General features: G+C 67.9%; 11 protein-coding genes and 3 pseudogenes. 5 read left to right on the plus strand and 9 right to left on the minus strand.

The genetic code is table 11. The features are described 5' to 3' along the window. Nucleotides 1–510 precede the first annotated feature (510 nt). Nucleotides 511–1,047, plus strand: a complete 537-nt coding sequence (locus ACGFU7_RS45280) for a phosphate-starvation-inducible PsiE family protein (RefSeq protein WP_393704387.1) — start codon at nucleotides 511–513, stop codon at nucleotides 1,045–1,047. On the opposite strand, the gene ACGFU7_RS45285 is transcribed toward ACGFU7_RS45280, so the two are convergent. Further along, a complete protein-coding gene (locus tag ACGFU7_RS45285) occupies nucleotides 975–3,185 on the minus strand; it encodes an FUSC family protein (RefSeq protein WP_393704389.1) in 2,211 nt (736 codons plus the stop codon). The two genes, ACGFU7_RS45280 and ACGFU7_RS45285, sit on opposite strands and share 73 nt — an antisense overlap. A 243-nt stretch (nucleotides 3,186–3,428) precedes the next feature. Here ACGFU7_RS45285 and ACGFU7_RS45290 point away from each other — a divergent pair, with 243 nt between their 5' ends. Beyond that, complete coding sequence (locus tag ACGFU7_RS45290; RefSeq protein WP_393704391.1) at nucleotides 3,429–3,692, plus strand: hypothetical protein; 264 nt, start codon at nucleotides 3,429–3,431, stop codon at nucleotides 3,690–3,692. 151 nt (nucleotides 3,693–3,843) lie between these two features. Here the strand turns inward: ACGFU7_RS45290 and ACGFU7_RS45295 are convergent. The 3 genes and pseudogenes from ACGFU7_RS45295 to ACGFU7_RS45305 form a co-directional block, all read right to left on the minus strand. Beyond that, nucleotides 3,844–4,881: pseudogene (locus tag ACGFU7_RS45295) on the minus strand (NAD(P)/FAD-dependent oxidoreductase); the annotation flags it as partial. Then, a pseudogene (locus ACGFU7_RS45300) lies at nucleotides 4,878–6,263 on the minus strand (transposase); the annotation flags it as partial. The pseudogenes ACGFU7_RS45300 and ACGFU7_RS45295, both read right to left, overlap by 4 nt. A 289-nt stretch (nucleotides 6,264–6,552) precedes the next feature. After that, on the minus strand, nucleotides 6,553–6,978 hold the full coding sequence (locus tag ACGFU7_RS45305; protein WP_393704393.1) for a hypothetical protein: 426 nt from the start codon (nucleotides 6,976–6,978) through the stop codon (nucleotides 6,553–6,555). A 339-nt stretch (nucleotides 6,979–7,317) separates the two neighbouring features. Here ACGFU7_RS45305 and ACGFU7_RS45310 point away from each other — a divergent pair, with 339 nt between their 5' ends. Then, the gene (locus ACGFU7_RS45310) at nucleotides 7,318–8,472 is read left to right on the plus strand and encodes a glutathione-independent formaldehyde dehydrogenase (RefSeq protein ID WP_393704395.1); all 1,155 of its coding nucleotides are present in this window, start codon (nucleotides 7,318–7,320) and stop codon (nucleotides 8,470–8,472) included. Between the two features lie 291 nt (nucleotides 8,473–8,763). On the opposite strand, the gene ACGFU7_RS45315 is transcribed toward ACGFU7_RS45310, so the two are convergent. Continuing rightward, nucleotides 8,764–9,060, minus strand: coding sequence for a transposase (locus tag ACGFU7_RS45315; RefSeq protein ID WP_393704396.1), 297 nt, complete (start codon nucleotides 9,058–9,060; stop codon nucleotides 8,764–8,766). An 88-nt stretch (nucleotides 9,061–9,148) separates the two neighbouring features. On the opposite strand from ACGFU7_RS45315, the pseudogene ACGFU7_RS45320 reads away from it, so the two are divergent. Continuing rightward, nucleotides 9,149–10,310: pseudogene (locus ACGFU7_RS45320) on the plus strand (IS3 family transposase). 125 nt (nucleotides 10,311–10,435) lie between these two features. On the opposite strand, the gene ACGFU7_RS45325 reads toward ACGFU7_RS45320, so the two are convergent. Together ACGFU7_RS45325 and ACGFU7_RS45330 are read right to left on the minus strand one after the other, a co-directional pair. Then, on the minus strand, nucleotides 10,436–10,777 hold the full coding sequence (locus ACGFU7_RS45325; RefSeq protein WP_393704398.1) for a transposase: 342 nt from the start codon (nucleotides 10,775–10,777) through the stop codon (nucleotides 10,436–10,438). 12 nt (nucleotides 10,778–10,789) lie between these two features. Continuing rightward, a complete protein-coding gene (locus tag ACGFU7_RS45330) occupies nucleotides 10,790–11,536 on the minus strand; it encodes a transposase (RefSeq protein ID WP_393704399.1) in 747 nt (248 codons plus the stop codon). Between the two features lie 783 nt (nucleotides 11,537–12,319). Between ACGFU7_RS45330 and ACGFU7_RS45335 the strand changes: the two genes are divergently transcribed. Beyond that, the gene (locus ACGFU7_RS45335) at nucleotides 12,320–13,846 is read left to right on the plus strand and encodes a TerD family protein (protein ID WP_393704400.1); all 1,527 of its coding nucleotides are present in this window, start codon (nucleotides 12,320–12,322) and stop codon (nucleotides 13,844–13,846) included. A gap of 119 nt (nucleotides 13,847–13,965) precedes the next feature. Here the strand turns inward: ACGFU7_RS45335 and ACGFU7_RS45340 are convergent, their stop codons facing one another. Further along, nucleotides 13,966–15,021 carry a hypothetical protein gene (locus tag ACGFU7_RS45340; RefSeq protein WP_393704402.1) on the minus strand — a complete coding sequence of 352 codons (1,056 nt, stop codon included), beginning with the start codon at nucleotides 15,019–15,021 and terminating at the stop codon, nucleotides 13,966–13,968. A 145-nt stretch (nucleotides 15,022–15,166) separates the two neighbouring features. Further along, nucleotides 15,167–15,619, minus strand: coding sequence for an NUDIX domain-containing protein (locus tag ACGFU7_RS45345; RefSeq protein WP_393704404.1), 453 nt, complete (start codon nucleotides 15,617–15,619; stop codon nucleotides 15,167–15,169). Nucleotides 15,620–16,311 lie beyond the last annotated feature (692 nt).

Genomic DNA, 16,311 nt, shown 5'->3' on the forward strand with positions numbered 1-16,311 from the left:
GCAACGGCATTGTCATGGTTAACAAGGGGGGGGAAGTCATGCCGGGCCCGGAGGCCGGGAGCCCCATTGCGGAGCCAACGAAGACGGTAATGGGGATCTCCAGAAGGAGCCGCCTGGTGGCACCGGGACTGAGCCGGACGACCACGGGCTCGGACGCTCACGAGGCGGCGGCTCCACAGGACCGGTGCCATATCTCCCGCCCCGCTGCGGGACAGACCGATGTGACCGACTACGTGTCCGTTCAGTTCCACCACCCAGGCCGCGAACAGGGAAGGCTGCATCAGCCACTCGCCGGGACGCTCAGGCCAGTTCGCCGGATAGCCGTCACCTGTCATGGACCTCGGCGAGCACGTCGACGCACTCATCGAGATCAGACGCGTCGCGCCGCCGGATGCGGCAGGTCGGAGTTTCGTCGGCCGTAGGAGCACCCTGTCGATTCACCGGAGCACGAAAGCACAACACGACCGACCCCGCATGTCTGTGACCAGCATTTTCGCAACAGGCCCTAGCATGCTGACTGTGCGACCCACTCTCCCGAAGACCGAGGGCGGCCGGGTACAGGGCCTCCTGCAGCTCATCGAGGACGGCATCCACCTCGTCGTCGCGGCGCTCCTCGTACTGCTCGCGGGGCTCCTGACCGTCGGGGTCGTCCACGACGTCATCAGGTCGATCCAGGGGCCGTACCGCGAGGATACGGTCGTTCTCTCCGCACTGGACAACGGCCTTGTGCTGTTCATCGTGGCCGAGCTGCTCCACACCGTCCGCCTCACCATCAGGAACCAGACCCTCGACGCGGAGCCGTTCCTCGTCGTCGGCCTGATTGCCGGCATCCGCAAGGTGCTCATCGTGACGGCCGAGGCGGAGAAGTCCTTCCGGTGGAACATCGAGGGGATCGAACTGCTCATCCTGGCAGGGCTGATCCTCGTGATGGCGACAGCGGCGTACGTATGGCGGCGGTCGACGCGGCCGGGAGACTACTTCCCGCTCCAGGAGGCGGGGCGCTCCCCGTCGCCGGCGCCGTCACCCACCCCGGGGCGCGGGTCCTGATCGTCACCTTCCGCCGCCACGGCCGCCCGCACCCGCTGCTCCTCGCGAGCGGAGCCGACGTCCCGTTCCAGGGGTGTGCGGCTCACGGCCGTCGCGAGGTCCTCCAAGGCCCGCTTCTGTAGTTCCGCCCCGCGCCGCACCACCGGGCTCCGGTCCCCGGCGGCGGCGCCCTCCCACGCGTGGAGCGCCTCCTCCACGCGCCCCCAGTCCGGATTCCTGTGCTCGCGCACGTCGACTGCCGCCTGCGCGGTGTCCGCCTCCAGGGCCTCGGCGAACCGCTCCGCCTCGGGGACGAAACGGCTTTCGGCCCGCGGGACGTGGCTCTCCATGAGCATCGCCGCCCGGCCGAACCCCTTGAGCGCCTCCTGCGCCTCCTCCGCCTCGCGCGACGTCAGGCCCCTGGGGCGGACCGGTTCCTGCCTTGCCCGGTCGTAGGCCTCCTGCCAGGCGGCACGTGCCTCCCTGCTCGCCAGCAGTGCCCTGCGCATGTCGGCGCGATGCTCCCGGGTCGGTTCGGCGTAGCTGCGGAGCACCGCGGCCGCGTAGCGGCCGTTGGCGGCGAGCCAGTCCGCAAGCCGACCCGGCAGCCGGGGCGTCTCCCATGCGGGGAACGCCACGTACGCCAGCATTGCCAGGGCCCCGCCGAGCAGGGTGAGCACCACCCGCTCCGGGACCGTCTGCTCCCATGCCTGGCCGCCCATGCCGAGCAGGAAGACGACGTACGCGGCAGTGAAGCACTGGGAGTAGGCGTAGCCGGTACGGATCAGCGTGTACGACAGGCCCGCCGAGACCACCGCCAGCGCGCCGAACACATGGGCGTCCGGGCCCAGGGCCCGCACCATCCCGGTGGCGAGCGCGACCCCCGCCAGGGTCCCGGCGAGACGGGCCACCGCACGCGCGTACGTCCGGTGGAAATCCGGCCGCATCACCATCACCGAGGCGATGGGCGCCCAGTAGCCGTGGCCCAGCGGTAGCCGGGCGGCGATCAGATAGCCGAGCGTGGCCACCGCCGCCAGGCGGACGGCGTGCCGGAACACGGGCGAGTCCCGGCGGAGCTCACGGCGGACCGCCCGGACGACGACCGGGAGCAGCCGGAACATTGTCGGGCGCACCAGGAACTGGGCGCCCCCGGGGCCGGGCTGCGTGGGCGTCTTCCCGCTCCCGGCGGTCTCCAACGCCTCGCCGAGCAGTTCCACGAGCCGCTCGGCGGCCTGCCGGGCGGGCCCCTCCAGCACCTCATGCTCCTCGTCGACGCGCAGGACGTCCGCGCTCCCGGGCGGCACCTCGGCGGGAGTGCCGCGGCGGATCGAACGGGCGGCCACGTCCAGGACGTCGGCGGCCGCGTCGATCAACTCCCGCGCGCGGTCCCGCCCGGGTCCCTCCGCCGGGGCGCCGACGTCCGGGTCGGCGAGCGCGGCGACGACCGGCCGAATGCGCTCGGCGAGGCCCCGGGGGCCGTGGAGGGCGGGGGGACGGGTTCGGGCCTGTGATGGCGTCACGGCGGCCGCGTCCCGGGCCGTCATCAACGGCTCCGGGTCGAACGGGGCAGTCGGGTCGTGCCGCAGCCGGCGGGCGTAGTCCGCCACGGCGGCCAGGGCGTCGGCGAGCGCGTCACGATGCGCCCCCCAACGGCGGATCGGGAACAGCAAGATCAGCACGGCCTGCGCCACGCCTCCGAGCGCGATGACCCCGGCGTGCTCCACGGCTCGCTCGACGCTCGTGGGCAGGGTGATGGTCACCAGCATGCTGCCGACCGTCGTCGCTGCGACGATCCCAGCGGTCGATCCGACGGCCCACGCCATCCCCGCGGCAAAGGCCCATACGGCCAGCAGTGGGAGGAACGTCACGAGTCGCCCCGCCGCCAGGTAGCCGACGAACGTACTGAGCGCCAGACCCGCGCCCGCGCCGAGCGCGATCACCTTGCGTGGACGCCAGGTGCGCTGGAAGGTGGCCCCACCCGCGGAGTAGGCACCGAGGGCGGCGGACGCGGCGTACGCAGGAGAGACCAGCCACAGCGCCGGCCCGATGACGATCGCCACCCCAGCAGCCGTGCGCAGCGCGAGCAGGGGCTCCAGCCGCGTCTCCTCGATCGCGAGCCCGGATCGCACGACCTCCCCGAAGGCCCGCAGCCACGTCACGGGTGGAGCCTAGCCGGAACACCCCGCCAGGTCGCGTCGGCCGCGCCGCCGCCTCCTGGTGGCGCCGCGCTCGGCGGCCGCACGACCCCGGGCCGACCTACACTCACAAACCGGCACCCTCGCGTACCGGGCGATCGATGACCACACCCCCAGCGCCGGCTGTTCAGCCCCAGCGGCCGCGGCTCGACGTCGTCCTCGTGGCCGATCCGGGAGGGCCGACGGAGGTGGCGGCTGCTGGACGGGATGGTCCGCGTCAACCGGCCCTGGCTGCTGTTCACCGGCCTCTCCCGAGCGCTCGCTGGCATGGTCGCCACCGCGGCGTTCGGCCTCATCAGCAGCGACATCTGGCGGGTCACCCATTATGTGAGGCCGCTCCGCGACGAGGTGTTCACCCTGCTGTCGATCACCGCGCTGGTCGGCCGGCTGGTCGTCGACCACGAACTGTGGGACCGTCCGCGCGACGAGATCTCCGGGAGCAGGCCCGCCTGTTCAACCTCGTCACCGTGATCACCTTGTTCATCGGCATCGCCCGCCTGTACGCCACGCTGTTCGTGCTCGTCCATGTCACCGCGGCGCTCCTGCTCACGCAGGAGTCGTTGCGCCCGGTCATCGGGCGCCAGCCCGATGACCGGGTACTGCCTCTGCCTCGCCCGGTTCATCACGTCTGGGGTCCGTCAGGGGGAGGGTCAGCGCCAGGCACGGACTGGCCCGCCACCTGGCGACGCCTCTCGGGGCCCGCGCTGCTGACCAGGTTGCCCGTCTTTTCCCGGTGCTCGTGCACGAGGCGGATCGCCATGGCACCCTCACCGGTGGCCGAGGCCACCCGTTTGACCGAACCGCTCCTGACGTCGCCGGCGGCGAAGACCCCGGGAAGGGTGGTCTCCAGCAGCAACGGACCACGGCCGAGCGAGGCCCACCCGGTCGCGTCGGCCGCCGCCTGGGCGTCGGCGCCGGTGAGGACGAAGCCCTTCTCGTCCAGGGCCAGGACGCCCCTGAGCCATTCCGTGCGCGGCCGGGCCCCGATGAACACGAACAGCGCCGCGGCCCGCAGTTCCCGGCGCTCACTACTTGCATTGTCCTCCACCATCAGCGACTCCAGCTTTTCCTCCCCGGAGACGCCCTGGACTTCGGTGTGGAGCAGCACCTCGATCTTCGGGTGCCGTTCCACCTGGTCAACCAGGTAGCGCGACATGTCCGCGTCGAGGTCACTGCCCCGGACAAGGAGGCGGACCCTGGACGCGTGGTTCGCGAGGAACAGCGCCGCCTGCCCGGCGGAGTTCCCGCCGCCGACCACGGCGACCGGATCCGCCTGGCAGAGACTGGCCTCGTGGACCGTCGCCGCGTAGTAGACGCTGATGCCCTCCAGGCGGTCGATGCCGGGCACCTCGAGCCTGCGATACCACACGCCCGAGGCGAGCACCACGGCGCCCGCCCGGGCCCGGGACCCGTCTGTGAAGGTGACGACGTACTCGTCGTCGTGTGGGGTGAGCTCGCTGACCTGGGCGGGCACCATGAGGCGGGCACCGAACTTGTGGGCCTGGATCACCGCGCGTTCGATGAGCTCGCCCCCGGAGATGCCCGACGGGAAGCCAAGGTAGTTCTCGATGCGAGACGAGGTACCGGCCTGACCTCCGGTGGCCACGGCGTCGACGGCGACAGTGGTGAGGCCGTCGGAGGCACCGTACACGGCGGCGGCTCGGCAGCGGCGAGTTCGCCGTCCAGCAGCAGGAGGCGGGTCCAGGCCAGGAGATCGGTCGCCGCGAGGCTGAGTTCGAGCCAGGCGGCGTTGACGCCGAAGTCCCGGGAGGGGAAGCGGCCGAAGCCGGTGTTCTTGCCGCACCGGATGTGGTCCTCGACGGTGGCGTGTCCGCGGTGACGGACCTCCAGGAACTGGGCGGAACCTCCGCCGGAGTACGGGGTGTCGGTGAGGAACACCTGATGCCGTAGGCCCTCGTCCTGGTCGAACAGGGACAGCTGGGCGCCGGGGTGCGGCCGCTCTCGGCGCACGATGATGCGGGTGCCGGCCGGGTAGCCGTCCAGATGGACCATGCCGGTCAGCTCGGCGACCTCGGCGCCAGCGCGCAGAGTCCCGTCCTGGTTAAGGGTGCGATGCCAGAGGTGGCCGGGCATGGCCCGGACAGCGCGGCGGACCGGCTCGGTGATGGCGTATCCGACCGAGAAGAAGGTACGGATTCCTCGTTTCCGCACGTCGCGGACGTGGGCGAGGAAGGCTTTCGCGGATCCGGCACTGTCGGTGCGGACGAGGATGTCGGTGCCGTGCCGGTGGGCATCGGGGATCTGCGCGAGTGCCTGATCAAGCACCGTGATGTGGTCGCTCGCGGTGTTGGCACCGGTGTTGTGCCGGTGGGCATCGGGGATCTGCGCGAGTGCCTGATCAAGCACCGTGATGTGGTCGCTCGCGGTGTTGGCACCGGTGTTTCCGGGACGTAGCCGGCCGGACACTGCCTCGCCGGTGTTGGCCAGGAAGCACAGCAGCGGGTGGAAGCCGAAGCCGCCCTTATAGGTGGGTGCGGCCTGATCTTTCTCGGAGTGGCAGGTGATCAGCGTGGCGTCGAGGTCCAGGACCAGTCCGGGCAGCATGTGTCCCGCGGCCCGGACTGCGGGTATGCCCTCGCCGTGTTCGGCGGCCTGCAGCCAGGCGACTTCCTGGGCCTGGGCACGGGCCGAGCGCAGAGAAGCCAGTGTCTTCTCGTCGGTGTCGGCGAGCAGCCGCCAGGCCGTCGGTGTCGAGGCGACCGAGCCGAACAGCCCCGCCTGGTCCCGCAGTACGGCCAGATCCGCGATGGCCTCGCCGCCGTCGGCGAGCATCACCGCCAGGTCGGTGGCGATCCGGCCCGGATCATGTCCGGTCCCGCGCGGCCGAAGGGGCCTGAGCGCGGTCGAGTACGCGGCGGTCAGCCCGGTGGCATCAGCGAGATCAGCCGGCAGCCGTGCACCGGCATGCCCGACCACCCCCGAACCATCGGCGGAAATAACGAGCTTGGGACGTGAACCGATAGCCTGCACGTAGAAAGTGCCCTCCGCCTGGACCGACAGAACCCCCTCAGCAAGGTTCATCGTCCCAGGTCAGGAAGTCACTTTCGCGTTTCCGCCCCACCAGCCGCCGCACCCAAACGAAACGGCGAGGCTAATCAACGGCGGATCTGCTGATCAAGGGAGAGACGCCAAGTCAGCGAGACGATCGGGCACGAGTCCGTGGAGGGGTCGGCGGTGGTGGGATGCATGCCGTCGGCTGCGTCGGACGAGCAACCCGTCGCGATGCTGGTTGACCGGGCCCGGAGCGAGGGCTTGCAGCTGACCGGTGAGGGCGGCTGTTGCAGAGTCGGCCCTGGAGAGCGAGATGAGATCACCGATCACTTCGGCTACGAGAAGCCCTCGTCCTTGAGTCCGCCGCGGCCAGCCGCCCGGCCCACGCCGCCTGCCAGCTCACAAGATCCACCGCCAACCGTGCGGCGTCCGGTTCCGCGCTGTCCCGCAGCGCCGCGGCGTCGAGGAGCATGGTGTTGAGCGGGTGTTCCCTGTCGTATCCCGTGCGGTTGCTCTTGGTGCAGAAGGGCGCGTTGAGACGGCCGGCCAGCGGAGGGGTCAGGTCGTCGCCGAGCGGCAGGAAGGTGTACACGCCTCCGGGCGAAGACGGTACGGCGGCCACAGCGATCTCGGTGACGGCAGGCGTGGTCCACTGCGTCCTGGAGTCGTCCAGTCCTTCTTCGTTCCCGGCTTCCGCGACCGTCACCCGCAGTGCTGTGACATGGAATTCCCGTAGTTCCGTCACGGTTGGCCCTGCAGTAGGGATGACCAAATATTCTTCGCCGATCTCCGGTTGACATGCAGTGTCCCGGTGGGAGGATTTGATTGAGTGCTCTGGACGGCGCATTGGTTGCGTTTGCTGCTGCGGTCGCAGAGCCACCGGGAAGCAGTGGCCCGGCCTTTGGTGCCGTGCGGCTCCCCGGTAAATGAGTGAGCATTTTGCGAAACCTCTTCACCACGTGTCGGTCAGTTGTGTACCGGCGCTGGTAGCCATGCGCGTCCTCCGGGCGCGCTTCCCGCGGCGCATGCATAGCAATCGCGGTTGATTCATTCGTGAATCCATATCGGACAGGAGGGAATCCCCATGAAGGCTCTGGTGTATGACGGGCCGCGTTCGGTGAGCGTGCAGGACGTGCCGGACGCGAGGATCGAGCGGCCGACGGATGTGCTTGTGAAGATCACTTCCACCAACATTTGCGGGTCGGACCTGCATATGTATGAGGGGCGCACGGACATGGAGTCGGGGCGTGTCCTCGGCCACGAGAACATGGGGGAGGTCATTGAGGTCGGCGACGGCGTGGACCGTGTGCGGGTGGGGGACCTGGTCTGTTTGCCGTTCAACATCAGCTGCGGGTTCTGCCGCAACTGTGACAACGGGCTGACGGCCTTCTGCCTGACCACGCCGGTGGATCCGACGATGGCCGGTGCCGCATACGGCTTCGCGGGAATGGGCCCCTACAACGGCGGTCAGGCGGAGTTCCTGCGGGTTCCGTACGGCGACTCCAACTGCCTGGTGCTGCCGGAGGATGCGCGGGAGAAGCAGACCGACTACGTGATGCTGTCCGACATCTTCCCGACCGGCTGGCACTGCACGGAGCTGGCCGGCGTGCAGCCGGGTGAGACCGTTGTCATCTATGGCGCGGGCCCGGTCGGTCTGATGGCGGCGCTGTCGGCAAATCTCAAGAGCGCGGCGCAGGTGATGGTTGTCGACCGTCATCCGGACCGGCTCGCGCTCGCAGAGCAGATCGGTGCGATTCCCATCGATGACTCCAAGGCCTCGCCGATCGACCAGATCAACGAGCTCACCAACGGTCTGGGGGCCGACCGTGGGTGTGAGTGCGTGGGCTACCAGGCGCACGACCCTCAGGGTGTCGAGCACCCGAACCTGACGCTCAACAACTTGGTGCACTCGGTGAAGTTCACCGGGACGATCGGGGTCGTGGGTGTCTTCGTGCCGCACGACCCGGGGAGCCCGGACAAGCTGTACAAGGAGGACGGCGAGGTCGCCTTCGACTACGGCCTGTACTGGTTCAAGGGCCAGTCGATGGGGACCGGGCAGGCCAACGTCAAGGCATACAACCGACAGCTGTGCGCCCTGATAGAGCAGGGCAAGGCCAAGCCCTCCTGGATCGTCTCCCACGAGCTGCCGCTCGACCAGGCCCCCGTCGGCTACCAGCACTTCGACGCCCGTGACGACGGCTGGACCAAGGTCGTACTCCACCCCAACGGCTCGAGCTGACCGACGCGGGCCCACACCCCCCGTGCGCAAGGGCTCACACGCGCGGTTGGCGGGACTGAGCGTCTCGTCGGAGGGTCGTACCTCGCGTCGACTGCGGGCGGATTGTCCTTTTGGTCCGTCAGCACCGGTTCGCTGTAGGTGACTGAGTGCGTCTCCTCGTCTTCCTCCGCGCCACTCGTCCGTCCGTCGGCCGGTCTCCCCGTCCCGGCCTGATCGGGGGACGGGGGGTGAGCTTGTTCCGCTTTGACGGACGCCATTGGTGTGGTGGAACGCTCACGTACATCCTCACTGTCAGGCGACGAGTGCGGTCTCGTAGTCAGCGGGACTGCGGTAGCCGAGGCTGCTGTGTAGTCGGTGCGAGTTGTACCAGCCCTCGATGAAATCAAAGATCGCGGTGCGGGCGGCGGCCCGGCTGGTCCAGGCGGCGGTGCCGAGCAACTCTCGCTTGATGGTGGCGAAGAACGACTCGGCAAACGCGTTGTCCCAGCACTGGCCGGTGCAGCCGACCGACAGCCGGATGCCGAACTGGTCAGCCAGGGAGGCGAATTGCTGACTGGTGTACTGGGCGGATTCAACCGGTCGTCGCAACACCTCGATGGTGGAGGCGGGGTCTGATGCACGATCGGGTGACATCTGAACTGGCTTGCCCTGTGGGGCGGGTTGGAAGGATGTCGCTGTGCCCAAGCCTTATCCGGAAGAGTTCCGCGAGGATGTCGTGCGGGTCGCGAGGAACCGCGGCCCGGGCGTGACGGCCGAGCAGGTGGCCGCCGACTTCGGGGTCCACGCGATGACGCTGTGGAAGTGGATGCGCCGGGCGGACATCGACGACGGGGCAAAGCCCGGTACGACCAGTCAGGAGAGCACGGAACTGCGGGAAGCACGTCGGCGGATCAAGCTGCTGGAGCAGGAGAACGAGGTCCTGCGCCGGGCGGCGGCCTACCTGTCGCAGGCACATCTGCCGGGAAAAGGATCTACCCGCTCGTGAGAGAGCTGGCCGTGGACGGGGTTCCCGTCACGGTCACGTGCCGGGTCCTCAAGCTGGCCAGACAGCCCTACTATCGCTGGCTCGACAAGCCGGTGGCCGACGCTGCGGTCGAGGAGGCGTATCGCGCAAACGCGTTGTTCGACGCCCACCGAGAGGACCCGGAGTTCGGTTACCGCTTTTTGGCCGACGAAGCACGAGTCACTGGAGCAGGCATGGCGGACCGGACCGCGTGGCGGATCTGCCGGGACAACCGCTGGTGGAGTGTGTTCGGCAAGAAGCGCGGCATGGTCAAAAAGGCCGGTCCGCCGGTGCACGACGACCTCGTCCGCCGCGACTTCACCGCGGATGGCCCGAACAGGCTGTGGCTCACCGACATCACCGAACATCCCACAGCGGAAGGGAAGCTGTATCTCTGCGCGATCAAGGACGTCTTCAGCAAGAGGATCGTGGGCTACTCGATCGACGCGCGGATGAAGTCCCGCCTGGCCGTCGCCGCCCTGGACAACGCTGTTGCCCGGCGTGACAGTGTCGCCGGGTGTGTCCTGCACAGCGATCGCGGGTCGCAGTTCCGGTCCCGGAAGTTCGTCCGCGCACTCGACCATCACCAGATCGTTGGCTCGATAGGGCGGGTCGGGGCGGCCGGCGACAACGCGGCCATGGAGTCCTTCTTCAGCCTGCTGCAGAAGAACGTCCTCGACCGTCGCACGTGGGCCACCCGCCAGGAACTGCGGATCGCCATCGTGACCTGGATCGAGAAGACCTACCACCGACGACGCAGACAAACCTCACTCGGCCGGCTGACCTTGTCGAATTCGAAACCGTCATGAAGACACCGGCCCTCCAGGCCGCGTGACCGAACATGTCACCCAACCCTGCATCAGACCCTATTCCGTACTTGGGCTTGATCCGGTTGCCTCGCTCTTGGCACAGCCTTCGTTTCTCTCTCCGCGCCGCCTCTGGAGCTCTCTCGGCCGGCTGTTATACAGATGGGGACCGGACCAGGTGAAAGACCTCGCGGGCGGCGTACCGCTTGAGGCATCGGATGATCTCGCGGCGGGTCTTGCCCTCCGCGATGCGCCGCTCGTAGTACCGGCGAGTGCGCGCATCGAACCGGAGCCGCGATTGCACGATCCGATACAGGGCGGCATTGGCTCTTCGATCGCCACCTCGGTTGAGCCGGTGACGATACTGACGCCCGGAGGAGTACTCCACGGGGCTGACCCCGCACAGCGCCGCGAAAGACGCCTCACTGCTCAGACGTGCCGGGTTGTCCCCCATCGTGATCAGCAACGTGGCGGCACTGTCCGGGCCGATCCCCATCGGCCGGAGCAACTAGGGAAAGTGACGCTCCACCAGCTCAGTCAGGCGCTTCTCCACGTCACGCATCTGCCCGCTCAGATGCTCGATCCGCTGCGCCAGCAGGCACAGGACGACGCGAGTGGCCTGCTCCACGGCATTCGGCCCACCATCGCCAATTTCACGGCCTTCGAACTGCGCGCAAGCGCGGACCAAGGCCGTGGTCTTCAGTCCGGACAGTTCCTCGCGCAGGCCGGGATCAGCGGTGATCAGAACCGCCTTGAGCTGATTGATGGCCTGCGTACGGGCCTTGACTGCGGAGTCCTTGGTCAGTTTGAGCAGACGGGCGCACTGCACCGGCCCATCTCCAGCTTTGGCCCGCGAGCGGGCGCGACCGCTGAGCGCGGCCCGCGCCGCCTCCTGCGCATCCACCGCATCGGTTTTCCCCCGCCGCCGACGAACAGAGCGATCAGGCCGGCTCACCTCGAACACCTCGACCCGGCGCGCCAGCAAGTATCGGCTGAGGGCCGCCCCGTAGCTGCTGGACCCTTCCACCCCGATCAGGCGAACCGTACCCAGACGACCAACCCACTCCCAAAGTTCCCCATATCCCACCGCCGTGGAAGGAAACGAGCGAGTATCCATGACCGCCCCAACCAAGGAGAGCACAGCGGCCACATGGACGTCCCGGTGCGTATCCACGCCAAGGACGACCTCACCCTCAACCAACGCACGGTCCGAGTTCCTTGGTGCACTGGTCAGGGTGGCAGCCTCTTCCTCCACGAGCTTTCCGTTCCTCTCCACCGAGCCGTCGAGACAGTCAGCGGTGAGATGGTGCCCAGTCCACGGCACGGCTACCTATAGGACACGACTCAACAGCCCGGTGGTGCTACGCCCCGCACTGGTGATCGACGAAGGCGGAAAAGGACACACAGGTCCGATCTCTCACAAGCCAGAACCCGGTGCAGTGGCGCAACAACCGGGATACCCAGCAAATGGGCAAAGCAGTTGGCAGTGCGGCCGTCGGCGTAGGAGGGCACTTCCGAGCGGGGCTCGCGCCCGGCGCGCGAGCCTCATCGTTGTCTTCGGCATACCGCCTCCGCTCCACAGGAGCGCTTGAATCACCGCGAGAGCAGTTACTCCGCGAAAATCGGGGCCTGGGCTCTCTCCCGGTTGCGCGAGCAGCGGCGCCCCGGTGCTGACAGACTCGTTTCCGTAGAAGGGAGGCCCATGGGCTTCGGATTCCGCGTCGGTGTGCCCGGAATGAGCGTGCGCGTCTCGACCCGGGGAGTACGAACATCCCTCGGGCCGCGGATGGCCAGGGTGAATGTAGGCGGCGGGCGGACGACCCTCTCGTCCGGACTAGGCCCGCTCTATGCCTCCAGCGCCCTGGGCGGCGGGCGCCGCCGGACCAGTACGAGTCGCACGACACGTCCCGGAGCACGCCCGCGGGCCGCCGTGCCTTCAAGTGCGCAGCTGGAACGGGCTCGCCGGCAGGCCGAGCGAGGCCAGCAGGAAGCGGAACGCGACGCGGCCATCGCGCACCTACGGGACTTGCGTCAGCAGATGACGAGCGTGCACCTGCAGTCCTTCTCCCCCGTGCGCCCACCGGACGTGCCTGGGCCCCCGCAGCTCGGGCTTCCCTGGGCTCTGGCCGAAGCGAAGACGTTTCACCTCGCGGGTCTCCGCGTACTCGCCCGCGCCGAACGCGCGGAAGCGAAGCGGCGGGCAGAACAGGACGCGCCGGGCTACCTGGCCGCGGAGCAGTCCAGATTGCACAGCGTCCACGGCCAGCTGACCACCGAAGCACATCAGTGCTGGCAGTCCCTCGTCGCGAACGACGAGGCGACCGTGTGCGAAACGGTCAACTACGCCTTCTCCGACAACCCCGCCGCAGGCTGCGCGGTCGGCGTCGACGGCTCCGTCATGTCCGTGGTCATGCGCCAGCAAGACATCGACTCGCTGCCCGACCAGACCCCCGGGGTCACCTCCAGCGGACGCCCCACGCTGAAGACGCTCACCAAGCGCGACCGGGTCCTCTGGTGGCTCACGGCCATGGGATCCAACATCATCGCCACCCTCAAGGAAGGCTTCGCCGTCGCCCCGGGGATCACCGCGATCGACCTCGCGGTAATCACCCGCATGCCAGACACCCAGCGGCTGGGATTCGTGGCGTACGGCCGGTGGACCCGCCAGGCCATCGAGCCGGGCCCCTGGCAGCAGCCCGAGGACGCCCTGCGATTCCTCGACATCGGCCAGGACGTCGCCTGCGCCGTCACCACGACCGCCTCCGGAAACCTGTCAAGCACCATCAAACCCCTGGACACCAGTCGACTCTCCGGCCTGCAGAGCCTGCTCGACCACGCCCAGGACGACGCCGCCACGGCCGACGCCACACTGGCCGGCCTGGACGGCGACCTCCGTGCCAATGTCCCGGCCACCCCCGATGCGCCGGCCCCGGACCACTATCAGATCCGCACCTTCGCCGAGTGGAAGAACCAGGTCCCGCCCTCGGCCCAACCGCCCGCCACCGGCGATCCCGCTCCCCCTGCTCCGACGGCCCTCACGCCCGGCCAGAACCTCACACTGCCCGACGAGGCAGCGGAAGGACTGACCATCGCATTCAGGTTCGGCGGCGCAGACGCCGACCTCACCCTCTTCCTCACCGACGAGCAGAGCCAGGTCGCCTCAGACGAGGACTTCGTCTTCTACAACCAGCCGTCCGGCGCCCATGGGGCCGCGCGCCTCTTGGGCAAGCAGAACAACGACACCCACACCGTCGAGCGCGCCGCCATCCACCTCACAGCACTCCCAGAGCACGTCCAGCGCATGACGATCGCGATCAACATGGACGTCGACACCGGACTAACATGCGGTGCCCTCACCCACGCAGAACTGACCATGGGATGTGCCGCGGCCACCTGGACGTTCCAGCCGCGCGCCGACCCTGCCATCCGCGCGATGGTCGTCGCGGAGCTGTACCGCCATCGGTCCCCCAACGGCCTACCGGTGTGGAAACTCCGAGCGGTCGGACAGGGTTGGGCCGACGGACTCGACGGCCTAGCCAGAGCGCACGGCGTCGACGTGGGGTAGCCCACCGTGTACAAGCCCCCCCCACTGAGGCGGTGGACGTTGCCGACACTGGGTCCAACTCTACTCGCTGAGGTGGAGCGGAAATTGGGCGTCGCGCGGGAACCGGATGACCGTCCGTTTTACTGCCAGTGTTTCTCGTCTTCTTCTCGCCGGATCCGGTCCTGGCAGTCGGCGCATAGCAGTTGACCGGTGATCTTGACCGATTCGTCGTCCTTGGGCCAGGAGCAGCCGCAGCCCTTGCACAGGCCGAGGTTGTCGAACTCTTTGGTGCAGACGAGGCAGTACATTGCGCTGTTACTCGACGGATCGACGAATACGGCGCAGTCGAGGAGCGCATGGGCATGGCAGGACGGACAGTCCATGCCGGGGCTGCCTTGAGGGTCGGGGTCGCGCCAGACGTCAGCCAGCAGTTGCTTCACGGTCCAGGTTACGGAGCAGAAGTGGCACCGCGCTCCATCGACATCGACAACTAGTGCGTCCTGCCGGCATTCGTTGCAGTGGGCGGTGCGACGCTCAAGGCCGGCCAGATCGTTGCCGCGTAGCCGGTTCATGCGCTGGCGGACGAAGGACTTGATGTCGGTGAGACGTGTCCGGGCCATCTCGAGGTCCGGATGGATCGACGCCAGTTCGTCGGGGCCAAGTTTTGGGAGCAACTCGGTGTCCAGGAATCGCGTTAGGAAGTCCAGGACGATGGCTGCGCGGGATTCAACAGCGCGCACGTTGTGCTGGAAGCCGTAGTGCTGAAGGGCATTCCGGTCTCGTGCCAGGTCCTTGAGTGCCTTGGCCTCCGCGGCGCTGATGGGGACCTGGGCTATGTTGCGCAGCCGTTCCACGGCTGCGTTGGTGGTGCAGCTCTCAAAGGAGAAGTCGGCGAGGCTGTCGCGCGTGGCGGTGGCGGGGTTACTGAAGACCAGGCTCCAGTGTTCGCGCTGCAAGCGTGCCTTCAGCAGCACCTCTACGGCTGCCTGAAGGTGGAGGACCGCGTACTTGACTGAGCGCGGGCCCGGAAGGTGCTCCTCGCCGCGGGTTAGGGCAGGGGAGCCGAGGTGCTGAACGACGCTGGCCAGGTAATCGACGCCGTTACGGACCGGCGGGTAGTCGATCGAGACCGGGGCAGGTCGGTCGGACCTACTGTCCTTGGATGTCGCCTGTTCCGTTGCGCTGATCTTGTCCACACACCCATCTTCGCGCAGAGGACCATCGCAGCCGCCGGTGTCCATCTCGTCGTCGCATACGTAGACGTGACAGGACAATATGAGCGGAGGAACCCGCCCGCCATAGCCAGTGGAAGATGTGAGCGGGCAGACGAAGTCTGAACCTTCAGGACGGACCTTCTACCGGAGGGCGCATCATGTCGCCGAAGTAGCCGCGATACCCCGGCGCTTCACCGGGTTCAGGGACGTAACTGAATCCGAGCTTGAGCCACACCTCGTACAGCTCGCGGTCCCACGCCGACAACATGATCTGCTGGTTGGGAACCCGAGTGAACAACTCCTCAACCAAGGCGCGTGCAACTCCCGTTTCTCGAAACTCGGGGGAAACGTGGTACTCGCGGACCCAGAGCAGTTCACCGACACTGACCCGCAGTCCAGTCTCCTCCCGCACCTCACGGCCGACTGCCTCGGCAGCCGTCTCACCAGGCTCGACACGTCCGCCGGGCAGCACGTGGAATTCTTGGCCGTTGTCGCAGCGCTGTCGGCGTACACCTGTGTCCCCAGTCACGTACAACTGAACGTGCAGAGCAAGTAGCCGCCGAATGGCGCCCATTGCCATGCGAGATGTCCGGCCTCGGGGATCTCGACCCTTTCTTCCCCATCGCTGTATGCGCGCGCGGAACGTTAGCTGGGCGATGAAGGACTGCCGTGGTCGGCGGCGGTCTGGCCCGCGCAGTTCGATCTGGCATCTTTCGGGCGCTGGTACCGCAACCACGCTGCTCTGTCTGGGAGTTCTGCGCCTTCTCACGACCTTCCCTCCCGAAGGAGAACGCGCTTGCCCACCTCGGCGAAGAAACAGGACTTCCTGGTGGCGGCGCCAACGGCCAGGTCCGGCCAGTGGGGCGAGGCGATCAGCGGCGTCAAAGCGACTGCCTCGGGATAAGACCTGCGGCGGTGAGCGCGTACCGACGGTACTCCGCAAGTCCATGGGCGGAACGGTTCTTCGTGACGTGGTCGCCCTGGTTGCTGCAGGACGGCGGCGAGGTCGCCGCCGTGGTGTCGCTGACGTTTGACCTCGACCTGTCGCTCCCAGACGGGGAAGAGCCGCTGGCGATTCGGGGACCGAGCCAGTTCGTGATACCGGAGGGGGGTATATTGCTGACCCGAGAAGATATACCCCCCTCCGGTATAGGAGATAGTTATGTCAACCCCAACTGCCCCTCCAAGTCCACGCCGCTGGACGGCGCTCGTCCTCATAGCCCTGGCCCAGTTCGCGGTCATCATGGACACGTCCATCATCGGTGTGGCTCT

Source organism: Streptomyces sp. NPDC048473, assembly GCF_043200155.1.
Taxonomy (GTDB): Bacteria; Actinomycetota; Actinomycetes; order Streptomycetales; family Streptomycetaceae; genus Streptomyces.